This is a genomic window from Streptomyces sp. NPDC014734 (assembly GCF_043083325.1).
Lineage (GTDB): Bacteria > Actinomycetota > Actinomycetes > Streptomycetales > Streptomycetaceae > Streptomyces.
Map to the genome: position 1 here is coordinate 71,006 of NZ_JBIBYN010000023.1, position 24,538 is coordinate 95,543.

The 24,538-nt window shown below is 72.5% G+C and carries 21 protein-coding genes and 1 pseudogene; 12 read left to right on the forward strand and 10 right to left on the reverse strand.

Annotation, left to right across the window (positions count from 1 at the left end; genetic code table 11):
* Nucleotides 1-378 precede the first annotated feature (378 nt).
* Nucleotides 379-876 carry a hypothetical protein gene (locus tag ACF1CT_RS29640; RefSeq protein ID WP_391787043.1) on the forward strand — a complete coding sequence of 166 codons (498 nt, stop codon included), beginning with the start codon at nucleotides 379-381 and terminating at the stop codon, nucleotides 874-876.
* A 382-nt stretch (nucleotides 877-1,258) separates the two neighbouring features.
* Here ACF1CT_RS29640 and ACF1CT_RS29645 read toward each other — a convergent pair whose 3' ends face one another.
* The 4 genes from ACF1CT_RS29645 to ACF1CT_RS29660 all read right to left on the reverse strand — a co-directional run bounded on the left by ACF1CT_RS29645 (nucleotide 1,259) and on the right by ACF1CT_RS29660 (nucleotide 4,092).
* Nucleotides 1,259-1,870: a nucleoside triphosphate pyrophosphatase gene (locus ACF1CT_RS29645; RefSeq protein WP_391787044.1), complete on the reverse strand. Its 612-nt coding sequence runs from the start codon at nucleotides 1,868-1,870 to the stop codon at nucleotides 1,259-1,261.
* Nucleotides 1,871-1,958: 88 nt separating this feature from the next.
* Nucleotides 1,959-2,087: a morphogenic membrane protein MmpB gene (mmpB, locus tag ACF1CT_RS29650; RefSeq protein ID WP_391787045.1), complete on the reverse strand. Its 129-nt coding sequence runs from the start codon at nucleotides 2,085-2,087 to the stop codon at nucleotides 1,959-1,961.
* 187 nt (nucleotides 2,088-2,274) lie between these two features.
* A complete protein-coding gene (locus tag ACF1CT_RS29655; RefSeq protein WP_391787046.1) occupies nucleotides 2,275-2,484 on the reverse strand; it encodes an acyl-CoA carboxylase epsilon subunit in 210 nt (69 codons plus the stop codon).
* 15 nt (nucleotides 2,485-2,499) lie between these two features.
* Nucleotides 2,500-4,092 (reverse strand): acyl-CoA carboxylase subunit beta, encoded by a 1,593-nt coding sequence (locus ACF1CT_RS29660; RefSeq protein WP_391787047.1) that lies wholly within the window; start codon nucleotides 4,090-4,092, stop codon nucleotides 2,500-2,502.
* 157 nt (nucleotides 4,093-4,249) lie between these two features.
* Here ACF1CT_RS29660 and ACF1CT_RS29665 point away from each other — a divergent pair, with 157 nt between their 5' ends.
* The 10 genes and pseudogenes from ACF1CT_RS29665 (at nucleotide 4,250) to gdhA (ending at nucleotide 16,351) form a co-directional block, all read left to right on the forward strand.
* The gene (locus ACF1CT_RS29665; protein ID WP_391787048.1) at nucleotides 4,250-5,116 is read left to right on the forward strand and encodes a biotin--[acetyl-CoA-carboxylase] ligase; all 867 of its coding nucleotides are present in this window, start codon (nucleotides 4,250-4,252) and stop codon (nucleotides 5,114-5,116) included.
* A 377-nt stretch (nucleotides 5,117-5,493) separates the two neighbouring features.
* Nucleotides 5,494-6,675 carry an adenylate/guanylate cyclase domain-containing protein gene (locus tag ACF1CT_RS29670; RefSeq protein WP_391787049.1) on the forward strand — a complete coding sequence of 394 codons (1,182 nt, stop codon included), beginning with the start codon at nucleotides 5,494-5,496 and terminating at the stop codon, nucleotides 6,673-6,675.
* Between the two features lie 136 nt (nucleotides 6,676-6,811).
* Nucleotides 6,812-7,624, forward strand: coding sequence for an enoyl-CoA hydratase/isomerase family protein (locus ACF1CT_RS29675; RefSeq protein WP_391787050.1), 813 nt, complete (start codon nucleotides 6,812-6,814; stop codon nucleotides 7,622-7,624).
* Nucleotides 7,625-7,732: 108 nt separating this feature from the next.
* Nucleotides 7,733-8,896, forward strand: a complete 1,164-nt coding sequence (locus ACF1CT_RS29680) for a diguanylate cyclase domain-containing protein (RefSeq protein ID WP_391787051.1) — start codon at nucleotides 7,733-7,735, stop codon at nucleotides 8,894-8,896.
* A gap of 180 nt (nucleotides 8,897-9,076) precedes the next feature.
* Nucleotides 9,077-10,627 carry a histidine ammonia-lyase gene (gene hutH / locus ACF1CT_RS29685; RefSeq protein WP_391787052.1) on the forward strand — a complete coding sequence of 517 codons (1,551 nt, stop codon included), beginning with the start codon at nucleotides 9,077-9,079 and terminating at the stop codon, nucleotides 10,625-10,627.
* Between the two features lie 498 nt (nucleotides 10,628-11,125).
* On the forward strand, nucleotides 11,126-12,376 hold the full coding sequence (locus tag ACF1CT_RS29690) for an Ig-like domain-containing protein (protein WP_391787053.1): 1,251 nt from the start codon (nucleotides 11,126-11,128) through the stop codon (nucleotides 12,374-12,376).
* 202 nt (nucleotides 12,377-12,578) lie between these two features.
* Nucleotides 12,579-12,728, forward strand: a pseudogene (locus tag ACF1CT_RS29695) (ABC transporter ATP-binding protein); the annotation flags it as partial.
* Nucleotides 12,729-12,795: 67 nt separating this feature from the next.
* Entirely contained in the window at nucleotides 12,796-14,436 is a 1,641-nt protein-coding gene (locus ACF1CT_RS29700; RefSeq protein ID WP_391787054.1) for a hypothetical protein, read from the forward strand.
* A gap of 112 nt (nucleotides 14,437-14,548) precedes the next feature.
* Nucleotides 14,549-14,719 carry a hypothetical protein gene (locus tag ACF1CT_RS29705; protein ID WP_391787055.1) on the forward strand — a complete coding sequence of 57 codons (171 nt, stop codon included), beginning with the start codon at nucleotides 14,549-14,551 and terminating at the stop codon, nucleotides 14,717-14,719.
* 252 nt (nucleotides 14,720-14,971) lie between these two features.
* Nucleotides 14,972-16,351: an NADP-specific glutamate dehydrogenase gene (gene gdhA / locus ACF1CT_RS29710; RefSeq protein ID WP_391787056.1), complete on the forward strand. Its 1,380-nt coding sequence runs from the start codon at nucleotides 14,972-14,974 to the stop codon at nucleotides 16,349-16,351.
* Nucleotides 16,352-16,484: 133 nt separating this feature from the next.
* On the opposite strand, the gene ACF1CT_RS29715 is transcribed toward gdhA, so the two are convergent.
* The 6 genes from ACF1CT_RS29715 to ACF1CT_RS29740 form a co-directional block, all read right to left on the reverse strand.
* Complete coding sequence (locus ACF1CT_RS29715) at nucleotides 16,485-17,174, reverse strand: class I SAM-dependent DNA methyltransferase (RefSeq protein ID WP_391787057.1); 690 nt, start codon at nucleotides 17,172-17,174, stop codon at nucleotides 16,485-16,487.
* An 82-nt stretch (nucleotides 17,175-17,256) separates the two neighbouring features.
* Nucleotides 17,257-18,162 (reverse strand): endo alpha-1,4 polygalactosaminidase, encoded by a 906-nt coding sequence (locus ACF1CT_RS29720; protein WP_391787058.1) that lies wholly within the window; start codon nucleotides 18,160-18,162, stop codon nucleotides 17,257-17,259.
* 308 nt (nucleotides 18,163-18,470) lie between these two features.
* Nucleotides 18,471-19,136 (reverse strand): peptide-methionine (S)-S-oxide reductase MsrA, encoded by a 666-nt coding sequence (msrA, locus tag ACF1CT_RS29725; RefSeq protein ID WP_391787059.1) that lies wholly within the window; start codon nucleotides 19,134-19,136, stop codon nucleotides 18,471-18,473.
* A gap of 90 nt (nucleotides 19,137-19,226) precedes the next feature.
* A complete protein-coding gene (locus ACF1CT_RS29730) occupies nucleotides 19,227-20,333 on the reverse strand; it encodes a hypothetical protein (protein ID WP_391787060.1) in 1,107 nt (368 codons plus the stop codon).
* A gap of 35 nt (nucleotides 20,334-20,368) precedes the next feature.
* On the reverse strand, nucleotides 20,369-21,958 hold the full coding sequence (locus ACF1CT_RS29735; protein ID WP_391787061.1) for a peptidase: 1,590 nt from the start codon (nucleotides 21,956-21,958) through the stop codon (nucleotides 20,369-20,371).
* 255 nt (nucleotides 21,959-22,213) lie between these two features.
* A complete protein-coding gene (locus ACF1CT_RS29740) occupies nucleotides 22,214-23,317 on the reverse strand; it encodes a hypothetical protein (RefSeq protein WP_391787062.1) in 1,104 nt (367 codons plus the stop codon).
* A 68-nt stretch (nucleotides 23,318-23,385) separates the two neighbouring features.
* On the opposite strand from ACF1CT_RS29740, the gene ACF1CT_RS29745 reads away from it, so the two are divergent.
* Nucleotides 23,386-24,531 (forward strand): cystathionine gamma-synthase, encoded by a 1,146-nt coding sequence (locus ACF1CT_RS29745; protein ID WP_391787063.1) that lies wholly within the window; start codon nucleotides 23,386-23,388, stop codon nucleotides 24,529-24,531.
* The last annotated feature ends 7 nt before the right edge of the window (nucleotides 24,532-24,538 follow it).

Consider the following 24,538-nt stretch of genomic DNA (forward strand, 5'->3'; position numbering starts at 1 on the left):
GCGAAATCCCTTGTGGCACCAAGGTACGCCGGGACTCATGACCGCACAGTAGTCGCAAGGTGTGGTCCAGGTCTCTGTTCATGCAAGCAGCCCGACTCGGCGTTTCTTTGTGGAGTCCCCACTAATGGGCGAACGATTCTTTGCCCGACGCGCGAGCGCTGCGAACACGGGGCGCGCGGGAGCGCGCGAGCGGGTGCCGCGGGCGGGGGCCCGGCGGGAACGGGAGCACGTCGGGAGCGGAACGGGCGTGCGACGGGCATGCGACGGCAGGGCAACGGCGGCCTCGGCCGCACGAAGCCTTGTCCCGGGCGTTACCGATGAGTAGGGTCCGCGCTGTCGCACGTACTACAGGTAACCACGTACTACAGGTAACAGGGGGTGGGCGCCGTGGTGCGCAGAACGGTGGCGTTCGTTGCCGCGCTGGTGCTGTTCGCGGAAGCCGCGGGCGTCGTGCTGGTCAACGTCGTCCTGGCGGCGGTGGTCAGGAACCAGGACATGTCACTGGCCGGGCTGGAACCCGCCGCCATGGCCGACGGCGCCTGGGCGGCGGGCGGCGTGCTCGGTCTCTGCCTGGTGCTGTGCGGGCTGGTGCTGCTGCTGACCGGCGCGCGCGACCGGATACCCGGCCGGATCGGCCGCATCGCCCTCATCGTCTGTGCCGTGGGGCACGGGGTGTTCGGCGCGCTGGCGGTCGGGCCGGTCGGCTGGGCCGCGTTCGCGTGCCTGATGGTGACGTTCGGGCTGATCGTGCTCACCCTGGTGGTGTACGGCCCGGAGAAGGACCGGGGTCCGGAGGGGGACCGCCACGCGGGTGGCGGGTCCACCGACGGCGGGCCCGGAGACGAGTCCGGGCCGGTCGCACCGGCGGCGGTCTGAGAGCCTGCCGGGTGGCCTCTGGCCGGGCTGCCACGTCCTGGCACGCACGCTTCCGGTCGAAGGTCACCCGGACGGGCTCCGAGCCCGGAGCGGTGTCGTGCCCGAGCCCCCGGCCGCCGGGGCGACCGGGGCGAATCCGCTAGGCCGTGTCTGACCATTCCACGCGGGCGGGCGCCGCCCCGCACGGGACCTCGCCGCGTTGCCGAAAAGCCCTGGTAGCTCCGCTACAAGGACTTCCCGGCGCCTTGCGACGCACCGCACAGGACGACGCCCGCTGATCCACGCGGAATTGTCAGACACGTCCTAGGCCGGGTGGGACCCGCGGAACCGGGTGGGACCCGCAGGGCCGGGCCGTGGAGCCGGGCGGGACCCGAGGAACCGGTCAGACCCACAGATCGGTGACGGAGATCCCCAGCTCGCCCAGCAGACGGCGCAGCAGCGGCAGCGAGAGTCCGATGACGTTGCCGTGGTCGCCCTCGATGGAGTCGACGAACGGCGCCGAACGGCCGTCCAGGGTGAAGGCGCCCGCCACGTGCAGCGGCTCGCCCGAGGCCACGTAGGCGGCGACCTCGGCGTCCGTCGGCTCGCCGAAACGGACGGTCGTGGACGCGGTCGCCGAAGCCGTGCGCCCGGTCGCGGTGTCGATCACGCTGTGACCGGTCCGCAGCACACCGGCCCGGCCGCGCATGGACTTCCAGCGGGCGGTGGCCTCCTCGGCGTCGGCAGGCTTGCCCAGCGCCTCGCCGTCGAGTTCGAGGACCGAGTCGCATCCGACGACCAGGGCGCCGGCCGCCTCCGGCCGACCGGCCACCGCGGCGGCCTTCGCCTCGGCGAGCACCAGCGCCAGCTCGGACGGCGTCGCGGCGCTCAGGGCGTCCTCGTCCACCCCGCTGACGATCACCTCGGGCGCGAATCCGGCCTGCCGCAGCAGACCGAGACGGGCGGGGGAGGCGGAGGCGAGCACGAGACGGCGCTGATCAGTCATACGGGCCATCGTAGAAGGGGCGACGCGGCACCCGGCCCGGCAGGGCGACGGCCCGGCACGGCCGTCCGCGTGCGGCGGCCGAGGAGTGCCGCCGGTCTCAGCGTGTTCCGAGCGCCAGCATCAGGACCACCATCGCGAGCGCGAGGACGAGCCCCGCGCGCCGCATCATGTTCTGCGCGTCGCGCAGTTCCTTCGGTGGTTTGTTCTCCGGGTCGGACCACAGCATGGACCGATCCTGCTGCGACGCCGGACACGGCGCCTGAGTACGGGTACTCAGGCGCCGTGGCGCGTGTGGACCAGATCGTGTCCCGACGCGCCGGAGGCCCGGACCCGGCGACCGCCGGGAGCCCGGACCTCCGCACGCGCGCACGGGCGAATGGGCGGGCGAACGTACGCCCGAGCCGGTGTGCCGACTACCCGGGCCAGTACGTCCGGGCCCAGGCGCGCGGCCCCGGTACCCGGTGCTCGTGGCGGGCGACGCGGCCCGGGTCGGACCACTGCCCGGGCAGCGCCGGGCCCCCGGACGACGTGCCGGAGGCCGTCGCAGCGGCACGCGCCCGGACCACCGCGAGCGCGGCGGCCAGTTCCTCCGGAGTCGGGTTGCCCCGTACGACCTTGATCATGGCCAGGGACCTTTCTTAGAGGGGGATGTTGCCGTGCTTCTTCGGAGGCAGTGATTCCCGTTTCGTGCGGAGCTGACGCAGCCCCTTCACGATGTGGGCGCGGGTGTCGGACGGCATGATCACCGCGTCCACGTAGCCGCGCTCGGCCGCCACGTACGGGTTGAGCAGCGCGTCCTCGTAGTCCGCGATCAGCTCGGCGCGGGTCGTGTCCGCCTCCCGGGGATCGGTGATGGCGGCGAGCGTCCTGCGGTGCAGGATGTTCACCGCGCCCTGCGCGCCCATCACGGCGATCTGCGCGGTCGGCCAGGCGAGGTTGATGTCCGCGCCCAGGTGCTTGGAGCCCATCACGTCGTACGCCCCGCCGAACGCCTTGCGGGTGATCACCGTGATCAGCGGGACCGTGGCCTCCGCGTAGGCGTAGATCAGCTTGGCACCGCGCCGGATGATGCCGCCGTACTCCTGGTCGACGCCGGGCAGGAAACCGGGGACGTCGACGAAGGTCAGGACGGGCACGTTGAACGCGTCGCAGGTGCGGACGAACCGGGCCGCCTTCTCGCTCGCGTTGATGTCCAGGCAGCCCGCGAACTGCATCGGCTGGTTGGCGACGATCCCGACGGGGTAGCCCTCCACCCGCCCGAAACCGGTGATGATGTTCGGCGCGAACAGGGCCTGGGTCTCCAGGAACTCGCCGTCGTCCAGCACGTGCTCGATGGCGTGGTGCATGTCGTACGGCTGGTTCGCCGAGTCCGGGATGAGGGTGTCGAGCTCCCGGTCCTCGTCGGTGGTGGCGAGGTCCGCCTCCTCCGGGAAGGCCGGAGCCTCCGAGAGGTTGTTCGAAGGCAGGTACGACAGCAGCGATTTGACGTACTCGATGGCGTCCTTCTCGTCGCCCGCCATGTGGTGCGCCACCCCGGAGGTGGTGTTGTGCGTGCGGGCGCCGCCGAGCTGCTCGAAGCCGACGTCCTCGCCGGTGACGGTCTTGATCACGTCGGGACCGGTGATGAACATGTGCGAGGTCTGGTCGACCATCACGGTGAAGTCGGTGATCGCGGGGGAGTAGACCGCGCCGCCCGCGCACGGCCCGACGATCAGCGAGATCTGCGGGACGACGCCCGAGGCGTGCACATTGCGGCGGAAGATCTCCGCGAACAGGCCGAGCGCGGCGACTCCTTCCTGGATGCGCGCGCCGCCGCCGTCGTTGATGCCGATGACCGGGCAGCCGGTCTTCAGCGCGAAGTCCATCACCTTGACGATTTTCTCACCGTAGACCTCGCCGAGCGAACCGCCGAAGATCGTGAAGTCCTGCGAGTAGACGCAGACGGGGCGGCCGTCGACCGTGCCGTAACCGGTGACGACGCCGTCCCCGTACGGGCGGTTCCTCTCGATGCCGAAATTGGTGGAGCGGTGCCGGGCGAATTCGTCGAGCTCCACGAAGGAACCCTCGTCGAGCAGCAGGTCGACCCGCTCCCGGGCGGTCAGCTTGCCCTTCGCGTGCTGCTTCTCGACCGCGCGTGCGGAGCCCGCGTGCGTCGCCTCGTCGATGCGGCGGCGCAGGTCCGCGATCTTGCCCGCGGTGGTGTGGATGTCGGTCTCTTCCGGCTCGGACATCGGGTGGCGGCTCCCTGCCTGGTCACGGGGGACGACTGTGCTGCTGATCAGGCCCGGAACACCGGCCGGTCAGCTTCTGGCACACCTACTGATCCGTAGCGTATCGGCGCGGATACGGATCGGCAGTGCGTCGTTTACCACATCTAGTCTGGCTTGCATGACACCTTCGGATGCGTCTCACAGCCGCTGGTCGGATCTGGACCGGCCCCCCCTGAACGTTGCCGCGCTGCGTCGCGGGCTGGTGCGGCCGGGCGGTCTGTGGACCTCGCTCGACGTCGTGGAGACCACCGGGTCCACCAATTCCGACCTTGCCGCGCGGGCGGCCTCGGGGCTCGCCGAGGGGACCGTGCTGGTCGCGGAGGAGCAGACCACGGGCCGCGGCAGGCTCGACCGCACCTGGACGGCTCCGGCCCGTTCGGGGCTGTTCTTCTCGGTCTTCCTGAAGCCCGGCGACATCCCCGTCGAGCGGTGGGGCTGGCTGCCGCTGCTCACCGGCGTCGCCGTCGCGACCGGTCTGGCCCGTGCCGCGGGCGTCGACACCGCTCTGAAGTGGCCCAACGACATCCTCGTCACGGTGGCGGGCGAGGAACGCAAGACGGGCGGCATCCTCGCCGAACGCGCCGGGGACGGCGTCGTCATCGGCACCGGCCTCAACGTCACTCTGCGCGCCGCCGAACTCCCCGCCCCCACGGCCGGATCGCTCTCCCTGGCGGGAGCGGTCTCCACCGACCGGGAGACCCTCCTGCGCGGCGTGCTGCGATCCTTGGAGGAGTGGTACGGCCGGTGGCGCGCGGCCGACGGGGACGCGGCGGCCGGCGGCCTCCGGGAGGCGTACGCGGCGGGCTGCGCGACGCTCGGCCGCACGGTACGGGCCCAGTTGCCCGGCGACCGCACACTCACCGGCGAGGCCGTGGCGATCGACGGCGACGGCCGACTGGTCCTGTCCACCGACGAGGGCCTGCGCGAGCCCCTGTCCGCGGGCGACATCGTGCATCTGCGGGGAGCCGGGGGCGGGCTGACCTGACTGCCGTGCGGGGAAGGCCCGCGCCGTGGACGTGATCCGTCGGGGTCACGCACCGCCCCGCACCCGCCCCGGTCCGTATCCGTATTCGCATCCGTTCCGGGCCCGCACCCGTTTCCGGCCCGTATCCGTTCCGGGCCCGCACCCGCAGGTGCGTCTTCGTTCCAGGTCCGCACCTGACCCGGGCCCGCGCCCGTCCCCGGCCCGTTTCCGGTGATGCGACCCGGGCGTATCCGGGGCGCGCCGGGTGCGTTCGACGATGCTCCGGGAATGTTCCGGGCGGCTCGCGGACGTGAGCCACGGCACACCTGCCGTATCGTTGAGGCGATCCACCGACAGATCGGCAGGACAGTGCGCAGGGAACGGGCAGGAGGCGGCTGGTGACCGTCGACGACACGACCTCCGGCGCGGGCAAGGAGCCCCGGTCGGAGCCCTCGGTCCACCCCACACCGCATCACGAAGTCGACCACACGGCGGAACCGACCGACGACCCCCTCGCGATCCGCCTGGAACAGCTCATTCTGGGCGCCGACCGCCGCTACACGCCTTTCCAGGCGGCCCGTAGCGCGGGCGTCTCGATGGATCTGGCCTCCCGGTTCTGGCGGGCCATGGGTTTCGCCGACATCGGGCAGGCCCGGGCGCTCACCGAGGCCGACGTACTGGCGCTGCGCCGTCTCGCCGGTCTCGTCGAGGCGGGGCTGCTCAGCGAGCCGATGGCGATCCAGGTCGCCCGGTCCACCGGGCAGACCACCGCCCGGCTGGCGGAGTGGCAGATCGATTCGTTCCTGGAGGGGCTCACCGAGCCGCCCGAGCCCGGCATGACCCGGACCGAGGTCACCTATCCGCTGGTCGAACTGCTCCTGCCGGAGCTTGAGGAGTTCCTGGTGTACGTGTGGCGGCGCCAGCTCGCCGCCGCCACCGGCCGGGTCGTGCAGGCCGCCGACGACGAGGAGATGGTCGACCGGCGGCTCGCCGTCGGCTTCGCCGACCTCGTCGGATTCACCCGGCTGACCAGACGCCTGGAGGAGGAGGAGCTCGGCGAACTGGTCGAGGCGTTCGAGACCACCTCGGCCGACCTGGTCGCCGCCCACGGCGGCCGGCTCATCAAGACCCTCGGCGACGAGGTCCTCTTCGCCGCCGACGACGCGGGCACGGCCGCCGAGATCGCCCTGCGCCTCATCGAGGCGATGACCCAGGACGAGACGATGCCCGCCCTGCGCGTCGGCATCGCCTTCGGCACCGTCACGACCCGGATGGGTGATGTCTTCGGCACGACGGTCAATCTCGCCAGTCGGCTGACCTCGATAGCGCCGAAGGACGCCGTGCTGGTGGACGGCGCGTTCGCCGAGGAACTGACCCGCACCGGCGACGCCCCGGCCTCCGAGGCGCGGGCCGCCGAGGAGGCGGCGGTCGCCGAGAAGGAGCGCCGGGAGGGCCTGGAGCCGAAGGCCCTGCCGAGGTACCGCTACGGGCTTCAGCCCATGTGGCAGCGGCCGGTGCGCGGGCTCGGGGTCGTGGAACCCTGGCTGCTGGCCCGACGCCCCGCCCCCGGCACGTCCTGAGGACGCGTCCGCCGCGGTGGGGACGGACACCGCTCCCGTACCGCCCGCGAAATCCCTGCGACCGCGGCCGGGACCCGTGTCCGAGGTCCCCCATAGGATCCCCCCGGTAACGATCGTTAACCGGAGGAGTGAAGTCATGGCCGTCACGTCCGAGCAGCGGTTCGGGGAATACGTCGTGGTGCGGGTCCACGAGGGGCAGGACCACGTGGCCGAACTGGTCCTCGACCGCCCGAAGGCGATGAACGCGGTGTCCACGGACATGGCCCGCTCGATCGCCGCCGCCTGCGCCGCGCTCGCCGCCGACCCGGCCGTACGGGTCACCGTCCTCACCTCCAGCCATGAGCGGGCCTTCTGCGTGGGCGCCGACCTGAAGGAGCGGAACTCCTTCACCGACGCCGAACTGCTGCGTCAGCGTCCCACCGCCCGCGCCGCGTACACCGGGGTGCTGGAGCTGCCGATGCCGACGATCGCGGCGGTGCACGGATTCGCGCTCGGCGGTGGCTTCGAGCTGGCCCTGTCCTGTGACCTGATCGTCGCCGACCGCACCGCCGTGGTCGGCCTGCCCGAGGTGTCGGTCGGTGTCATCCCGGGCGGGGGCGGCACGCAGTTGCTGCCGCGGCGGGTCGGAGCGGCGCGGGCGGCCGAGCTGGTCTTCACGGCCCGGCGGGTGGAGGCGGCCGAGGCGCACGGGACCGGCCTGGTCGACGAGCTGGTGGAGGCGGGGCGGGACCGCGAGGCCGCGCTCGCGCTGGCAGGGCGGATCGCGGCCAACTCCCCGGTCGGGCTGCGGGCCGCCAAGCGGGCCCTGAGGGTCGGGCACGGTCTCGATCTGCGGGCCGGCCTGGAGGTCGAGGACGCCGCGTGGCGGTCGGTGGCCTTCTCCGGCGACCGGGCCGAGGGTGTGGCCGCGTTCAACGAGAAGAGGAAGCCGAACTGGCCCGGTGAGTGAGGTCGTGCGTCCAGGGTGAGTGATGTTGTGCGTTCAAAGAGACACGCAGTGGACAATCAAGGCACCCCAAGCTGATCAAATCACCACAAAGCTACATAAGCTGTGGTGATGGGTGGTGAGGATGCACGGCTGCGGGCCGTGGTTTCGCTTGCGCAGGCGATGGCGGCGGCACATACCCCGCGGGGATCGTGGCGGGCCGCCGCGCTGGGGGCGTGCGAGGCGCTGGGCGGCTCCTTCGCCGCGCTCTCCGTGTGGGAGCGCGGGCGGGGGCGGCTGCGGGTGCTGGTGAACGCGGGTGAACGGGCCGAGGGGGAGGAGGAGTTCCCCGAGGAGGAGACCTATCCGGTGCACCGGTTCCCGGAGATCACCGAGTTCCTGCACGAACGATGGGCCGGTGGCGGTGAGCCCGACGCCTGGGTGGAGACCGCCGACGCCCCGGCGGACGGAGCCCCGGACGCGGGGGCGCACGGGTACGGGAGCGGCTGCCGCCATCAGCGGGTGGCCGCACTGCGCCGGCGCGGGCGCGGCTGCTGCGTGGTCGCGCCGATCGTGCTGCACGGGCGGGCCTGGGGCGAGTTGTACGTGGCCCGCCCGGCGGGGTGGCCGGTGTTCGGGCGGGAGGACGCGGACTTCGCCACCGTGCTCGCCGCCGTCGTCGCCGCCGGGATCTCCCAGACCGAGCGGCTCGAAGAGGTCCGCAAGCTCGCCTTCACCGACCCGCTGACCGGGCTGGCCAATCGGCGCGCCGTCGACACACGGCTCGACGAGGCGATCGAGCGGCACCGGGCGGAAGGGGCGGTGATCAGCCTGGTGGTCTGCGACCTCAACGGGCTCAAGCGGGTCAACGACACGTACGGCCACGCCGTCGGCGACCGCCTGCTGGAACGTTTCGGCTCGGTGCTGTCCCGCTGCGGCGCGATGCTTCCCGGCGCGCTCGCGGCCCGGCTCGGCGGGGACGAGTTCTGCCTCCTCGCGGTGGGCCCGAAGGAGGACGACGTGATCCGGGTCGCCGTCGAACTCTGCGACCGGGCGGCCGAGTTGGAGTTCGGCGACGGGGTGGCGTGCGGAATCGCGTCGACCGGCGACCCGATCGGGCCGGTGGTGTCGGCGCGGCGGCTGTTCCGGCTCGCGGACGCGGCCCAGTACCGGGCGAAGGCGGCGCGCTCGACGGGACCGGTGGTGGCGGGGCGCGACGACGAGGCCCTGCGGCTCGCCGACGCCCCGCCCAGGTCCGCGCACGACCGTCGGCATCTGCGCGGCAGCCGCCCCTGACCGGGCGGCCGGATCGGCGGACGGCGCGGCCGGCCCGGTGGCCGCGCCGCGGGCGAGGGCGGGGTCGCAGGTCCCAGTGCGCAGGCGGGGGCACCGGGCGAGGTCGTGGTGCGGGGTCGTAAGGGGTCAACGGCGCATCCACTCGTGACATGACGGGATTCAGTCCGTACGCTGCTGAATATGGATATGCACACAGTCGTGGTGGGGACGTCCGGTGCCACGGCCCGGGACGTCATCGCCGTGGCCCGCGACAACGCTCGCGTCGAGCTCTCCGCGACCGCCGTGAGCGCGCTCGCCGCCGCCCGCGAGATCGTGGACGCGCTCGCGGCCAAGCCCGAGCCGGTCTACGGCGTCTCCACCGGGTTCGGCGCCCTGGCCACCCGGCACATCGGCCAGGACCTCCGCGCCCGGCTCCAGCGCAACATCGTCCGCTCGCACGCCGCCGGCATGGGCCCGCGGGTCGAACGCGAGGTCGTGCGCGCCCTGATGTTCCTGCGGCTGAAGACGGTCGCCTCCGGGCACACCGGCGTACGCCCCGAGATCGCGCAGACCATGGCCGACGTCCTCAACGCGGGCATCACCCCCGTCGTCCACGAGTACGGCTCGCTCGGCTGCTCCGGCGACCTGGCCCCGCTCTCGCACTGTGCCCTGACGCTGATGGGCGAGGGGGACGCGGAGGGACCCGACGGCACCGTGCGACCGGCCGGCGAACTGCTCGCCGCCCACGGCATCACCCCGGTGGAACTGCGCGAGAAGGAGGGCCTCGCCCTTCTCAACGGCACCGACGGCATGCTCGGCATGCTCGTCATGGCGCTCGCCGACCTGAGGACCCTCTACACCTCCGCCGACATCACCGCCGCGCTGTCCCTGGAGGCGCTGCTCGGCACGGACAAGGTGCTCGCCCCGGAGCTGCACGCCATCCGCCCGCACCCGGGCCAGGGAGCCAGCGCCGACAACATGCTGCGGGTCCTCGCCGGATCGGGCCTGACCGGTCATCACCAGGACGACGCCCCGCGCGTGCAGGACGCCTACTCCGTGCGCTGCGCGCCCCAGGTCAACGGCGCCGGACGCGACACCCTCTCGCACGCCGCCACCGTCGCCGACCGCGAACTCGCCGCGGCCGTCGACAACCCCGTCGTGCTGTCCGACGGCCGGGTCGAGTCCAACGGGAACTTCCACGGCGCGCCCGTCGCGTACGTCCTCGACTTCCTGGCCATCGCCGCCGCCGACCTCGGCTCGATCACCGAGCGCCGTACCGACCGGCTCCTGGACAAGAACCGTTCGCACGGGCTGCCGCCGTTCCTCGCCGACGACGCCGGTGTGGACTCCGGTCTGATGATCGCCCAGTACACGCAGGCCGCCCTGGTCAGCGAGATGAAGCGGCTCGCCGTCCCCGCCTCGGCCGACTCGATCCCGTCGTCGGCGATGCAGGAGGACCACGTGTCCATGGGCTGGTCGGCGGCGCGCAAGCTCCGTACCGCCGTCGACAACCTCGCCCGGATCATCGCCGTCGAGCTGTACGCGGCGACCCGCGCCATCGAGCTGCGCGCCGCGCAGGGCCTCACCCCCGCGCCCGCCTCACGGGCCGCCGTCGAGGCGCTGCGCGCGGCGGGCGTCGAGGGGCCGGGGCCGGACCGGTTCCTGTCGCCGGACCTGGCCGCCGCGGACGCCTTCGTCCGCACGGGCCGTCTGGTCGCCGCGGTCGAACCGGTGACCGGGCCGCTGGCCTGACGGGCCCGGCGGGTCCGGGATTCCCGACGGGCCCGCCGGGAATCCCGGTCGGCCGGGAGATACTTACGAGCCGGGGAGCAACAGCGGGCGGGAGCCGGGTCGCGCGGGAGGTGTGCGGCCGAGCCCCCTCGTACGCCGGAGCGCGCGTATTTCCCGGGCGCCACGGATCGCACGGTTCCGCAGCGGTACCGCGGGGAAGGACACGGACCACGGTGGGGAAGACGCCCCGGTCCCTTCCCCGTGGAACGGCGGAACGGCAGAGGTGCCAAAGGCGTCCCCCGTCGAGGGGACCGCGTCGGGCGGGGCCCTGTCATCGGCCGTTTCACGGATCGCGGCCGACGCCGGGAACCGCCGCGGCCCGGAGCGCGTCGATCAGTGTTGTTCCCCACATCCTTCGCGGATGTGGAACGAAGGACCCTGTCCATGGGTTCTTGGAACATTGACGGGTTTCGCCGTTCACCGGCGAATCCGCTCGGGGTTTCTGGGGATTCGGCAACGATGGAGAAGCGTGTGATGACGGACAGCAAGCGGCGCAGGGGCCTCATGGCCGCGTCCGCACTGCTCGGTGGCGTACTGGTGCTCACGGCCTGCAACGACGGCGGCGCCGACAGCAGCGCCGACGGCTCGAAGAAGTCGCAGACCTCCGAGGTCGACAAGGCGGCAGCCGAGGAGACGTCGGAAGCGCAGATATCCATCGCGCCCAAGGACGGCTCGGACAACGCGAGCATCAACAACGCCGCCAAGGTCACCGTCGCCAAGGGCTCGCTGGGCGAGGTCACCATGACCACGTCGACCGGCGAGGCGGTCAAGGGCACGCTCGCCGCCGACGGCAAGAGCTGGAAGCCCGACGGCCAGCTCGAGCGCTCGACCACGTACAAGATCAGCGCGACGGCGAAGGACTCGAAGGGCCGCGAGGCGCACGAGAACTCCTCCTTCACCACCGTGTCGCCCGCCAACAGCTTCATCGGCAACTTCACCCCCGAGGACGGTTCCACCGTCGGTGTCGGGATGCCGGTCTCGGTCAACTTCAACAAGCCGATCACGGACCGGAAGGCCGTCCAGGCCGGCATCACCGTGACGTCCAGCAGCGGCCAGGAGGTCGTCGGCCACTGGTTCAACAACCAGCGCCTGGACCTGCGCCCCGAGAACTACTGGCAGGGCGGCTCCACCGTCACGCTGAAGCTGGCCCTCGACGGCGTCGAGGGCGCGGACGGCGTCTACGGCGTGCAGCAGAAGACGGTCACCTTCAAGATCGGCCGTAACCAGGTCTCGACGGTCGACGCCAAGACCCACACCATGACCGTCACCCGGGACGGCAAGACGATCAAGACCATCCCGATATCGGCAGGTTCCTCCTCGAACCCCACGTACAACGGCCAGATGGTGATCTCCGAGAAGTACAAGGAGACCCGGATGAACGGTGACACCGTCGGCTTCGGCGGCGAGTACGACATCAAGGACGTCCCGCACGCCATGCGACTGTCCACCTCCGGCACCTTCATCCACGGCAACTACTGGGGCGCGCGGTCGATCTTCGGCAGCGCCAACACCAGCCACGGCTGTGTCGGCCTCGCCGACGTGAAGGGCGCGGGCGACGGCGGCCAGCCCGCCGCCTGGTTCTACGACAACTCCCTCGTCGGTGACGTGGTCGTCGTCAAGAACTCCCCGGACAAGACCATCACCCCGGACAACGGCCTCAACGGCTGGAACATGAACTGGGCGGACTGGAAGGCGGGCGCCGTCGCCTGACCGGCGCGCACGCGCCACTCCTCCCGCAGCACCGAACCCCGTACGAAGGCGGCGGTGCCCGGATCCTCCAGGATCCGCGGCTCCGCCGCCTTCGGCGTCCCCGTACCCGAGGTCCGAGTTCGACTCCAAGGACAACGACGACGCGCGGACAGGACGGGGCCGCGGGCGCCGTCGCCGGAATCGGCCTGAACGTGACGAGACCGACGAGATCACGGAGGTGCTGGAGAGCGTGTGGAAGGAACAGGGCCTTGCCTTCATCATGGTCACGCACGACAACGCCATCGCCCGACGGGCGCCGCGACCGGTCACGATCCGCAAGGGCGAGGTCTCGATCACGGAGAACGCGTCGGCCCGACGGCCCGGCGCGCGGGGGAGCGGCGGTGTCCGCCGCCCCCGCCCGACTACCGATCGGAACCACCGTGCGATCCTCCGCACAGCGCACCGCCGAAACGACAGCACCGGCCGCCCGAGGTGCGTACCGCGGCGAGTCCCGGCGGGCCCTCGCGCCCCTGCCGCCGCGGTGGCGCGTGCCGCTCCTGGCCACCGCCCTGTCCCTGCCCCTGTACGCGCTCTGGGCGGCCTTCCTCGCCACCGGCGGCGGAGACCTGGCGGCCCAGGTGTCCTGGACCGACTTCGTGGCGCGGCACCCCGGCGCCCCGTACAACCTTTCCTGGTACGGCGGCATCCACGTCGGCAACTACAGCGTCCTCGCACCGCAGTTGATGGCCCTGCTCGGGGTACGGACCGTCACCGTCCTCTCCGGCGCGGCCGCCTCCTGGCTGGCGGCGGCCCTGTTCGTGCGCAGCGGGACGGACCGGCCGCTGTGGCCCGCCCTGCTGGCGACGCTGACCCTCTGGTGCAACGTGGCGTCCGGGCGTTCCACCTTCGCCCTCGGCGTGGCCCTCGCCCTGGGGGCGTGCCTGGTGCTGACGGGGACGTCGCGGCGCCCGGTCCTCGCGGGTGTGCTCGGTGCGCTGGCGTCCATGGCCAGCCCGGTCGCCGGACTGTTCCTGCTGGTCGCGGGTGCGGGGTGGCTGCTCGACCGGGACTGGCGCAAGGCCGCCGTTCTGTGCGTCCCGCCCGCGGCCGTGGTCGGAGCGACCACCCTGGTGTTCCCCTTCGGCGGCGAGATGCCGATGTCGCCCGGCGACATCTGGAAGCCGGTGCTCTTCGGCGTCCTGCTCCTCGCGCTGGCACCGCGCGAGTGGCGGGCGCTGCGCCACGGCGCCTGGGTCTACGCGGCCGGGGTCGTGCTGACCTTCCTCGTTCCGTCGCCGGTCGGGTCGAACGTCGTCCGCCTCGCCGAACTGTTCGCCGCCCCGGTCCTGCTCGCCGCGATCCTGGCCCACGGGGTGCGGATATGGCGGAGGGTCGCCCTCGCCGCCGCCCTGGCGCTGTCCCTGCAGTGGGTGACGGAGCATGCCGTTCACGTGCTGAGGATGTCGACCCCCGTCCCGGTATGGGCCGCGGAGGCGCACGGCGTGGTGGCCGCCCTCGACCGCCTCGGTGCCGACCGCACCCGGGTCGAGGCGGTACCGGCGGTCGACCACCGGGAGACGACCGTCCTCGGCCCGCACGTCGACCTGGCCCGCGGCTGGAATCGCCAGATCGACGTGGAACGCGGGGCCCTCTTCTACGACGGGACCTTCTCCGCCGAGACCTACCGCTCCTGGCTCGACCACTGGGCGGTCGGCTACGTCGTCCTTCCCGACGGCACCCCGGACTGGGCGGCGGAGGAGGAGGCCGCCCTCGTCCGCGACCGGCCGGACTGGCTGCGGCTCGTGTGGCGCGACGCACACTGGCGCGTCTACCGGGTCGAGGACGCGACGCCCCTGGTGTCCGGCGCCGGTGCGTCCGTCGTCGGCCGGGACGGCGCCGAGCTCGTCGTACGGGTCCGCGAGCGCGGGTCGGTGACGGTCCGCGTCGCCTACTCGCCGTGGCTGCGACCGGACGCCGGATGCCTGGAGCGCGCGGGGCGGTGGACCCGGCTGAGGGTGCCGGCGGCCGGGGAGTACCGGATCGGTTCCTCGTACGCCCCGCCCCGGCGGGGTGCGTGCTGAGGGGCGGTTCGTGGTGTAGCCGGCTGTACCCCCGTTCCGGGTGGACGTTCCCTCGTGCCCGGCCCGCCCGCCGACGACGATGGAGACCTCACCGACCACGGAGGAAACCGTCATGAAGTCGCTGCTCTGGATCGTCCTCGTCGCCGCCCTCGCCACCAATGCCTTCGCGAGCCTGGGCACGCTCCAGGAGGGCGTGCGGATCACCGTCAGCGTGGTGTCCGGTGTGGTCGTACTCGGAGCCGGTACGGGCCTGTGGATGCTCCGCGAACGCCACGACGCCTGAGGTATTGACCACTTCTGTCATGAATTGACGGGCGGCTTCAGGGCAGATCGGGCCCACTATGTGGATGCCGTTCCGGCTCTCGCGGAGCCACTGGGACAATGATGTGCCACAACGGTTCTGTACGTCGCCTTCGTGAGCCGCCAGAGCGTGCGATGTCTGGGCGACGCCCTCAATGGGGAGGGGGACCGCTGGTGTCCCCCGGGACGGGGGCACCTTCGCGCGCGACGCCGACCCATGGAAGGTCTTGATCAGATGCAGACCACCCCTGAAACCGTCACCCCGCACGCCGTCGAGAGCCGCCTCATCGAGCCCCTGTACGCGGAGGTTCTCCGCCGCAACCAGGGCGAGAAGGAGTTCCACCAGGCGGTGCGGGAGGTCCTGGAGACCCTCGGCCCGGTTCTCGCCAAGCGACCCGAGTTCGTCGACGCCCGGATCATCGAGCGGGTCTGCGAGCCGGAGCGCCAGCTCATCTTCCGCGTGCCGTGGTCGGACGACTCCGGCGACATCCACGTGAACCGCGGTTTCCGGGTCGAGTTCAACAGCTCGCTCGGCCCGTACAAGGGCGGACTGCGCTTCCACCCCTCGGTCAACCTCGGCATCGTGAAGTTCCTCGGCTTCGAGCAGATCTTCAAGAACGCGCTCACCGGCATGCCCATCGGCGGCGGCAAGGGCGGTGCGGACTTCGACCCGAAGGGCCGTTCCGACGCCGAGATCATGCGGTTCTGCCAGTCGTTCATGACCGAGCTCCACCGGCACCTCGGCGAGTACACCGATGTTCCGGCGGGCGACATCGGCGTCGGCGGCCGGGAGATCGGCTACCTGTTCGGCCAGTACAAGCGGATCACCAACCGCTACGAGTCCGGTGTCCTCACCGGAAAGGGCCTGGGCTGGGGCGGCGCCCAGGCGCGCACCGAGGCGACCGGCTACGGCTGTGTGATGTTCACGTCCGAGATGCTCCGCAGCCGCGGCGAGTCCCTGGACGGCCAGCGCATCGCCGTCTCCGGCTCCGGCAACGTCGCGATCTACGCGATCGAGAAGGCCCAGCAGCTCGGCGCGACCGTGGTGACCTGCTCCGACTCCAACGGCTACGTCGTGGACGAGAAGGGCATCGACCTCGCCCTGCTCAAGGAGATCAAGGAGGCCGGGCGCGGCCGGGTCTCCGACTACGCGGAGCGCCGCGGCTCGCACGCCACGTACGTCGCCGGTTCCGGAGTGTGGAACGTCCCCTGTGACGTCGCCCTGCCCTGCGCCACCCAGAACGAACTGCACGAGGCCGACGCCGTGGCCCTGGTCGGCAACGGTGTGAAGGCGGTCGCCGAGGGCGCCAACATGCCCACCACCCCGGAGGCCGTGCGCGTCCTCCAGGAGGCGGGCGTCGCCTTCGCGCCCGGCAAGGCCGCCAACGCGGGCGGTGTGGCCACCAGCGCCCTGGAGATGCAGCAGAACGCCTCGCGGGACTCCTGGTCCTTCTCCCACACGGAGGAGCGCCTGGCGGAGATCATGCGCCACATCCACGACTCCTGCTACACCACGGCCGAGCGCTACGGCAGCCCCGGCAACTACGTGGTCGGCGCCAACATCGCCGGCTTCGAACTGGTCGCGGACGCGATGCTGGCGCAGGGGCTCATCTGACCCCACCGCCGTTCCGGCCCCACCGCCGTCCCGGCCCGCTCCGGCCCGTCCGCCCCGCGCGGCAGGGCCGGAACGGGGCCCGCGGTGCGGGCCGGAACGGTACGGGGAGCGCCGCGCGGGGCGGTACCGTCCGTCAGAGGCCGGCCGACAGGCTCTCGGCCGGGTCGCCCGCCCCGCGCATCAGCAGATGCCCCCGCCGGAACCGTTCCCCCTCCAGCGGTTCCCGCAGTATCCGGCCGACCTCGACGAACCCGGCCGTACCGGCCAGCCCCGCGAGTTCGTCGACCGGCCACCGGTAGGCCGTCGTCACCTTGTGGTCGAACGGCGTGACCGGTCCCCCCTCCGCCTCGAAGAAGGCGAGCAGGAGGTGACCGCCGGGCGCGAGCACCCGCCCGAACTCGGCGAAGTACGGGGGCAGCTCGCGCGGCGGGACGTGGATGACCGAATACCACGACACGATGCCGCGCAGCGCGCCGTCGGCCAGCCCCAGGCCGGCGAGGGCGTCCATGGAACCGACCTCGAACCGCAGGTCCGGGTAGGCCTCACGGGCCAGACCGATCATCACCGGCGACAGGTCGACGCCGAAGACGTCCAGTCCCAGATCCCGCAGGTGCGCGGTCAGATACCCCGGACCGCACCCCAACTCGGCGACGGGGCCGGGCCCGGTGGCCCGCACGACCTCCGCGAACGCGGCGAGCGTCGCGCGGTCCAGCGGGAGTCCGTCGAGCGAGTCGCGGACCAGGCCGAAGTAGAGGTCGGCGACATCGTCGTAGGCGTGCGCCGTGGCATCGAGGTAGGAGGCGGTACCGGAGTGGGCTGTCATGGACTCATCCTCCCCGGCCGGGGAGGTCGTCATGGGGGAAACGAGCCACCTCACCCACCGCCCACGCGCCGACCCGATCCGGTCAGGCGGTTCCCCCGCAGGTCTCGCGGTGGTAGCCGTCCTGGCCGCGGGCCACGAGGTCCAGGTCCCGCCGGACGACGCTGATCCTGTCGCCCCAGCCCTCGCATGCCCGCTCCATGCCCTGCTCGGTGTACTCGATCACGACCACGTGGTCACCGAAGGCGTCCGTGTAGTCCCCGCATTCGTCGTACTGGCCGCACTCCTCCACCACGGCGAAGTCGGCGCCGACGTCCCTGCGGGCGGGAGCCAGCTCCGCGGTGTTCTTCTGGCCGACGGCAAGGCCCTTCGCGTGCGCGTGGTCGGCGAGCAGGGAGAGGAACGCCTTCGCGTCGTCCGCGGTGAGCAGCCCCCGGGGCGCGCGTGCGTAACTGTCGTAATTGTCCGGGTCGATGGCCTTGTAGCCCTTGGTCGCGCAGGTGTCGGTCCAGGTGTTCACCTTCCGCGCTATCCGTTCGCGTTTGGCGGCGGTGCGAACGTCCAGCATCGCCTCCCCCCACTCCTCGTCCATGACGACCCCGCCCGCCTCGTCACGCAGCAGCAGGTCGGTGTCCCACTCCTTCTCCGCGCCCGGCTGGGCCTGGAAGGCGTTGATGTAGCAGATGTTGTAGATCCCGGGTGCGGGCGGCTGCGTGTGGTCCCGCGCGACGACGGACACCCCGGCGGGCGGTGTGTACGGCTCGCCGAGCTGGTAGTCGAAACCCGCGTGCACCGGCGGAAGCACCACCCCGGCCGATCCCGACGGCGCTTTCGCGGGCGATCCCGAGGGCGGTTCCGCGGTTGATTTCGCGTGCGGGGAAGGCGCCTCGTGCGCGGCCCCGCCGCTCGAACAGGCCGTGACGAGAAGGGAAACGGCGACCGATACGGCGAGCACCGCGGAAGACCGGCGGAGAGAGGGCCTGATGCGCATGTGTGACGAGCTCCGGAGAGGCGGTGTGCCGAGGATCGTGGACGTTCGGGGTGTGCGAGCGGGAGCTGTCTTCTGGCCGACACCCGGTGCGGCCGACCGACACCCGGTGCGGCCGGGTGGGCGTCCGGCGGAGCCTTCAGCCGAGGCGCGCCGGATGAGGTGCGGCTCGGGACCGCACGGACGTCACGCCCGCATGGTCATGCAGGCGTGCTTGATCGCTCTTGTCCGTGCTGCCCGGATCGGCGCCGGACATGTCGCGCTGGCAGGTGGGGCAGGTGGGGCAGGTGCCGGTGGGGGTTCCGGGCCCGTCACTCGCCGGCCGGGGCCACCCCGATCGGGCAGGAGACCCCTGTCCCGCCGATCCCGCAGTAGCCGGCCGGGTTCTTGTCCAAATACTGCTGGTGGGGCGCCTCGGCGGGCCAGAACGTGCGGCCCTCGGCCGGGAGGATCTCCGTGGTGATCTTGCCGTGGCCGGAGGCCGTGAGGACCTTCTGGTACGCCTCGCGGGAGGCCTCGGCGGCGGCAGCCTGCCCGGGGGAGTGGGTGTGGATCGCCGAGCGGTACTGCGTGCCCACGTCGTTGCCCTGGCGGAAGCCCTGCGTCGGGTCGTGGGACTCCCAGAACAGCTTCAGCAGCTCCGGGTACGAGACGGTCCGCGGGTCGAAGACGACGCGGACCGCCTCCGTGTGGCCGGTCAGGCCCGAGCAGACCTCGTCGTACGCCGGGTTCTCCGTGTAACCGCCCTGGTAGCCGACGAGGGTCGTCCAGACGCCGTCACGCTGCCAGAACTTCCGCTCGGCGCCCCAGAAGCAGCCGAGCGCGAAGTCCGCGATCTCCAGGCCCTCCGGGTACGGGCCGAGCAGCGGGTTGCCGAGGACCGTGTGCCGGGACGGGACGGTGAACTCGGGCGTGGGGCGGCCCTTCAGCGCTTCCTCGGGGGTGGGCAGCTGCGGGGTGCGGCGGTGCAGGAACATGCGGGGGCTCCTCGGGGATCCGGCGGCGACAGTCCTTACAACGTGGCGGCGGGCCGGGAGATTCCGGCTCCCGCGCCGCGGACGTCCGGGTCAGCCGCCCTTCCCCTCCAGGACCCGCTCGGCGCTGTACTCGCGGGACCGGACGTAGAAGCCCTTGGGATCGGCGCAGTACGACCACGGAGCACCGCCGTCGAAGTGGCCGTCGATCGCGCGGAACTGTTCCACGGCCGCCCGGTACCGGTCCTGCCAGTACAGCGTCCAGGCGAGCATGTGGCGGGCCCGGACGATCCGCCGGTCGCCCGGGGCGGTCGCGACGGCGGCGGCCACGTCGATCAGGCAGGCGTCGACGGCGGCGATCAGCTCCGGGCTCCTGTAGTACACGTCCGCGTCCGTCTTCCGGTCGGCCCGCTCCCGCTTGAACGCGGCGTACAGCGGAAGCAGTGAGAGCAGCCCGCCGGGACCGCCCAGTCGCGCCGCCTCGTGTGCGAGGTACTCGGCCGGTACGTGCGAGCCCGCCCACCGGTGGCACCAGTACCGGAGCACCGCGTCGTGCGCCGCGAGGCCGGGCGCGCCGCGCCCGACGACCTTCGCCCACAGGACACGGCATTCGTCGTGACCGTAACCGAGGCCGAGGGCGCAGGGGATCTCGGCGACGTACGGGCAGGGATCGTCGTCCGCCAGCGCCTGGGCCTCGTGGCAGGCCTCGCGGGCCCTGAGCATGACCTGACGGAAGAGGGAGCACTGCTCCCACGTGGGGGTCCTCGTCGGGTTCGTGCCGTGGACCTGTGCGGCGACGCCGATCAGCGCGCCGGCGTGGACGAGGGCGGCACCCGCGTCCTCCGGCCGCGCGGCGCGCCAGGCCAGGAGCCAGGCGTCGTCGTGCGCGGCCTCGTCCTGGAGGACGGCGGCGCGCCGGTACCGTTCCGGCCGGTCCCGGCCCGCTCCGTCGAGGAACGCGGCGCCCGCCCGCCAGTCGCCGGTGCGGACGGCGGCGCGGATCTCCTCGTCGCGCGGGTCGGGGGTGTGGACACGTGCGCCGCCGATCTCGTCGGCCGGTACCAGGCCGAGTCGCGCGGCGGCCCCGGCCGGGCCGGGAGCGCCCTGTGCCGTGCGCGGCGACGCCTTCCGTGTCCTCCGTGCCTTCGTCCAGAGGTACCCGCCCAGAGCGGCGGTCGACAGGAGCAGGAGAAGTGTCATGGGGGTTCCGGTCCGGTGGGGAAGCGGCAGGGCGGTCAGGGGGTGAGCAGTTCGCGCAGCGGCACGGTGTCCGGGACGTCCGCCACCGCCGCGTCCAGCGCCGCCGGGAGCAGGTCCTCGTGGCCCGGCGGCAGCTCCAGCGACGTCTCGCCGTCGGTCCAGGACTGCCGCCAGCGGGCCCGTCCCTGCCGCACGTACTCGGCCTCGGCCAGTTGTCCCAGTCCGCTGCGCAGCCTGGGCCTGGCGAACTCGCGGGCCGCGCGCCCGGTCGCCGCCCGGGCCTCGGCGGACTCGGGCAGGCGGTCGGTGATCCGCCACTGCGAGCCCGCGTCGATCGCGTCGAGCGCGTCGGTCACCGAGCCGTCGCCGCCGGTCACCTCGGCGACCACCGCCCCGTGCTTCCGGGTCCAGTACCCCTCCTGCGCCGCCGTCGACTCGTGCACCAGGTCCGGCCAGTCGAGCCGGCGCAGCAGCCGCATCGAGGGTTCCAGCAACCGCTCCTCGGCGGCGGCCAGCGTGTGCTCGGCGTCGACGAGCAGGCCCAGGGCCGGAGTCCCGGGGTCCGGGGCACGTCCGTCGCCCGGCAGCGCCTCGACCCGGGCCATGCGCTCCGTGAGCTTCGGGTGCGCGTAGGGGGCGGACGGTTCGGACGGCAGGCAGGCGCGCAGCTCGTCGAGTTCCTCCCTGCGCGCGTCCAGCACATGTCGCAGACCGCCGAAGAACTGGCCGGGCAGGGGCAGCATCCCGGCCTTCACGCCGATCGTCGCGTAGGTCTCCAGGTAGTCGTTGTGCGTTTCGGTGAGGATCTGCATGTCGCGCAGCGCGGACGCGGTCACGTCGCGGCCCGCGACGCCCGCCGCGGCGACATCGGCCGCGAACTCCTCGCGGTCGGCGGCGGAGGTGTGGACGCGGTCGCAGAAACGCGCGTACCACCGGTACAGGGCCGCCAGGTTACGGAGCGGCACACCGGCGCCGCCGACGTCGACCGCCCTGGCCTTCCCGCCCCTTGCCCTTGCCCTGGCGGCCTTCCCCTCCTGCCGTGCCCGCTCCTTGGCGACCGCCCGGTCCGCCCACCGCCGGAAGTGGGCGGCGGCGTGGTCGGCCCGGTCCCTGCCGCGCGCGGTGACAGCGGCGAGGCGGGGGCCGGAGACGGCGTAACGGCTCATCTCGTGCGCGAGCACGGAACGCAACCCGGCCTCGGACATGCCGACCAGCAACGGCAGGCCGACGAGGAGCCGACGCCTGCCGCCGGCGAGGCCGAGGAACCCGATGTCCTCCACGGCCGAGACGTGCGTGTCGGCGGTGAGCACGATCTCGTCGGGGGCGCGGGTGCCGAGCCGTTCGGCGAGATCGCGCACGGTGGCCCAGAGCCGGGGCTGGCGGGTGTCGTCGACGCGCCACACCTGCACGTCCTCGTCCCTCGGCACGTGAGGCGCGTACATGCCTCGGACGATGACGAACGCCGGCAGGGAGGTGCGGAGGAGAACCAGCACGGCGATGGGGGTCCACATCCAGCGGAACGCTGCCCAGTCGAGGACGACGAGGACGGCGAGCAGCAGGACGCCCAGCACGTGGGAACCGGCGAACAGAACAACGGCGCGGACGGCGCGCAGAGTTGGGCTCATCGGGAGGACTCCCCACGAGGACGGGGACGGGGCGGGCGGCGGTGGTGCGCGTGGGGAATCGGAGTATGTCGCCCCGCGGACGGGTGCCGCAACGAGGTATGCGACCGCCGCCGGACCGGGCAGGGGGCCGAGACTCCGGAAGCGCGGGTTCCTCGGCCTCCTGCGGTGCCCGCCGCGGCCCCGGGCAGGCACCCACGGCCGCGGCCCGGCCGGCTCCGGCCGTCGTCGCGCGGGTTCCCCGGCCCGCTCCGGTCCCTACCGCGGCAGCGTCGCCGGGTTGCCGCCGTTCGCCTCGTAACCGGCGACCGCCAGGGCCCGGTGCATCGTGTACTCGGCGGCCGGGTCGGGGCTCTGGGTCCACGGCAGGGCGCCCACGTGGCCGTCGATGCGGACGATCTGGTTCATCGCCTCCGACCAGCGTTCCATCCGGATGAGGAAGAAGACGAGGAGGTGGCGGACGTGGGCGAGCATCGGATCGTCCGGGCGGGCCGCGTGCACGGCGAACAGGGCGCCCTCGACCGCCTTGGTCACCACCGCGCTCTGGTAGAAGCCCCGCACGAGGTTGATCTCGGGCAGGTGCTCGTACACCGCGAAGAGCGGCAGCGCGGCCAGCCGCGAGCCCCGCGGGGCGCGGGCGGCGGCCGCGGTGGCGAAGCGGTCGGCCTCCTCGCGGGAGCCGTGCCACTTCTCGCACGAGTAGTGGAGCGCGGCGAGGTGGGCGCCCATGTGGGCCGGGGCGCGGTCGATCACCTTCGCCCACAGTCGGTCGAACTCCTCGTGGGAGTAAGCAAGTCCACGGGCGACGGCGAGTTCGACGAGGTAGGGGATCGGGTCGCCGGGAGCGAGCAGCGCCGCCTCGCCGCAGACCGTACGGGCCTCCTCCAGGATGATCCGGAAGTCGTCCGTGCCCGCGGTCGACGAGCGCCACGCCTGCTGCACGAGGAACTCGGCGTGCACCGCCGCACCGCCCGCGTCCTTCGGAGCCTCCGCCCGCCAGGTGCGCAGCCAGGCGCCGCCGGCACCGGGGCGCTCCGCCAGCTCCAGCGAGGCGGCCCCGGCGAACGCCTGCACCCGCTGCCAGCGCACCTCGCCCTCCTTGGGCGTGCCGGCCAGCAGTTGCGAGGCCGCCCGCCAGTCCTGGGAGCGCTGCACCACGTCGAGCACGTCGAGGAGGTCCTGGTCCGGCCCCGGCAGCCGGATGTCCAGCTCCTCCTGGCGCACGAAGCCGTAGGCGTCCGGGTCGGCGGCGTCCGGGGAACCCGGCGCGACCTGCCGGATTCCGCCGCGGCGGCGCAGCACGAAGGGGCCGACGACCGCGGCGAGCATGCACAGCGCGATCAGGAACCACAGAATCTCCATGCCCCCATTGTCACCGGACGGCCCGGTGGTCCGGTGGGCGCCCTCGTGACGAACTACGCTCGGGCCCCATGAGCGATCAGCAGAGCTTCGAAACACTCGCGATCCACGCGGGAAACACCGCCGACCCCCTCACCGGCGCCGTGGTTCCGCCCATTTACCAGGTGTCCACGTACAAGCAGGACGGCGTGGGCGGACTGCGCGGCGGTTACGAGTACAGCCGCAGCGCCAATCCGACGCGCACCGCGCTGGAGGAGAACCTCGCGGCCCTGGAGGGCGGCCGCCGGGGCCTGGCCTTCGCCTCCGGCCTCGCCGCCGAGGACTGCCTCCTCCGCACCCTGCTCACCCCCGGTGACCACGTGGTGATCCCGAACGACGCCTACGGCGGCACGTTCCGGCTGTTCGCGAAGGTCGTCTCGCGGTGGGGCGTGGAGTTCTCGGTCGCCGACACCTCGGACGTGGCGGCGGTACGGGCGGCGATCACCCCGCGCACCAAGGCGGTCTGGGTGGAGACCCCCTCCAACCCGTTGCTCGGCATCACCGACATCGCCGCGATCGCCGGGGTGGCCCGTGCGGCGGGCGCGCGACTCGTCGTCGACAACACCTTCGCCAGTCCCTACCTGCAGCAGCCCCTCGCCCTGGGCGCCGACGTGGTGGTGCACTCCACCACCAAGTACATGGGCGGCCACTCGGACGTCGTCGGCGGTGCGCTGATCGTCAACGACCCCGAGCTGGCCGAGGAGTTGGCGTACCACCAGAACGCCATGGGCGCCGTGGCCGGGCCGTTCGACGCGTGGCTGGTGCTGCGCGGGATCAAGACGCTCGCGGTGCGCATGGACCGGCACACCGAGAACGCCACGAAGATCGCCGACCTGTTGACCCGCCACCCGGGGGTCACCCAGGTCCTCTACCCGGGACTGCCCGAGCACCCGGGCCACGAGATCGCCGCCAAGCAGATGAGGGCGTTCGGCGGCATGGTGTCCTTCCGGGTCGCGGGCGGCGAGGAGGCGGCGGTCCAGGTCTGCAACCGGACCGAGCTGTTCACCCTCGGCGAGTCGCTGGGCGGTGTCGAGTCCCTGATCGAGCACCCGGGCCGGATGACGCACGCCTCGGCGGCGGGCTCCCCGCTGGAGGTCCCGGCCGACCTCGTCCGGCTCTCCGTCGGCATCGAGTCGGCCGACGACCTGATCGCCGATCTGACGCGGGCGCTCGGCTGAGAGCCTG

What these genes read in the sequence shown, in the direction of transcription:
- ACF1CT_RS29645 (WP_391787044.1), bottom strand. Translation starts at nt 1,870, where the DNA reads ATGGCCCGTATGACTGATCAGCGCCGTCTCGTGCTCGCCTCCGCCTCC.
- mmpB (WP_391787045.1), bottom strand. Translation starts at nt 2,087, where the DNA reads ATGCTGTGGTCCGACCCGGAGAACAAACCACCGAAGGAACTGCGCGAC.
- ACF1CT_RS29655 (WP_391787046.1), bottom strand. Translation starts at nt 2,484, where the DNA reads ATGATCAAGGTCGTACGGGGCAACCCGACTCCGGAGGAACTGGCCGCC.
- ACF1CT_RS29660 (WP_391787047.1), bottom strand. Translation starts at nt 4,092, where the DNA reads ATGTCCGAGCCGGAAGAGACCGACATCCACACCACCGCGGGCAAGATC.
- ACF1CT_RS29665 (WP_391787048.1), top strand. Translation starts at nt 4,250, where the DNA reads ATGACACCTTCGGATGCGTCTCACAGCCGCTGGTCGGATCTGGACCGG.
- ACF1CT_RS29675 (WP_391787050.1), top strand. Translation starts at nt 6,812, where the DNA reads ATGGCCGTCACGTCCGAGCAGCGGTTCGGGGAATACGTCGTGGTGCGG.
- ACF1CT_RS29680 (WP_391787051.1), top strand. Translation starts at nt 7,733, where the DNA reads ATGGGTGGTGAGGATGCACGGCTGCGGGCCGTGGTTTCGCTTGCGCAG.
- hutH (WP_391787052.1), top strand. Translation starts at nt 9,077, where the DNA reads ATGGATATGCACACAGTCGTGGTGGGGACGTCCGGTGCCACGGCCCGG.
- ACF1CT_RS29690 (WP_391787053.1), top strand. Translation starts at nt 11,126, where the DNA reads ATGGAGAAGCGTGTGATGACGGACAGCAAGCGGCGCAGGGGCCTCATG.
- ACF1CT_RS29705 (WP_391787055.1), top strand. Translation starts at nt 14,549, where the DNA reads ATGAAGTCGCTGCTCTGGATCGTCCTCGTCGCCGCCCTCGCCACCAAT.
- gdhA (WP_391787056.1), top strand. Translation starts at nt 14,972, where the DNA reads ATGCAGACCACCCCTGAAACCGTCACCCCGCACGCCGTCGAGAGCCGC.
- ACF1CT_RS29715 (WP_391787057.1), bottom strand. Translation starts at nt 17,174, where the DNA reads ATGACAGCCCACTCCGGTACCGCCTCCTACCTCGATGCCACGGCGCAC.
- ACF1CT_RS29720 (WP_391787058.1), bottom strand. Translation starts at nt 18,162, where the DNA reads ATGCGCATCAGGCCCTCTCTCCGCCGGTCTTCCGCGGTGCTCGCCGTA.
- msrA (WP_391787059.1), bottom strand. Translation starts at nt 19,136, where the DNA reads ATGTTCCTGCACCGCCGCACCCCGCAGCTGCCCACCCCCGAGGAAGCG.
- ACF1CT_RS29730 (WP_391787060.1), bottom strand. Translation starts at nt 20,333, where the DNA reads ATGACACTTCTCCTGCTCCTGTCGACCGCCGCTCTGGGCGGGTACCTC.
- ACF1CT_RS29735 (WP_391787061.1), bottom strand. Translation starts at nt 21,958, where the DNA reads ATGAGCCCAACTCTGCGCGCCGTCCGCGCCGTTGTTCTGTTCGCCGGT.
- ACF1CT_RS29740 (WP_391787062.1), bottom strand. Translation starts at nt 23,317, where the DNA reads ATGGAGATTCTGTGGTTCCTGATCGCGCTGTGCATGCTCGCCGCGGTC.
- ACF1CT_RS29745 (WP_391787063.1), top strand. Translation starts at nt 23,386, where the DNA reads ATGAGCGATCAGCAGAGCTTCGAAACACTCGCGATCCACGCGGGAAAC.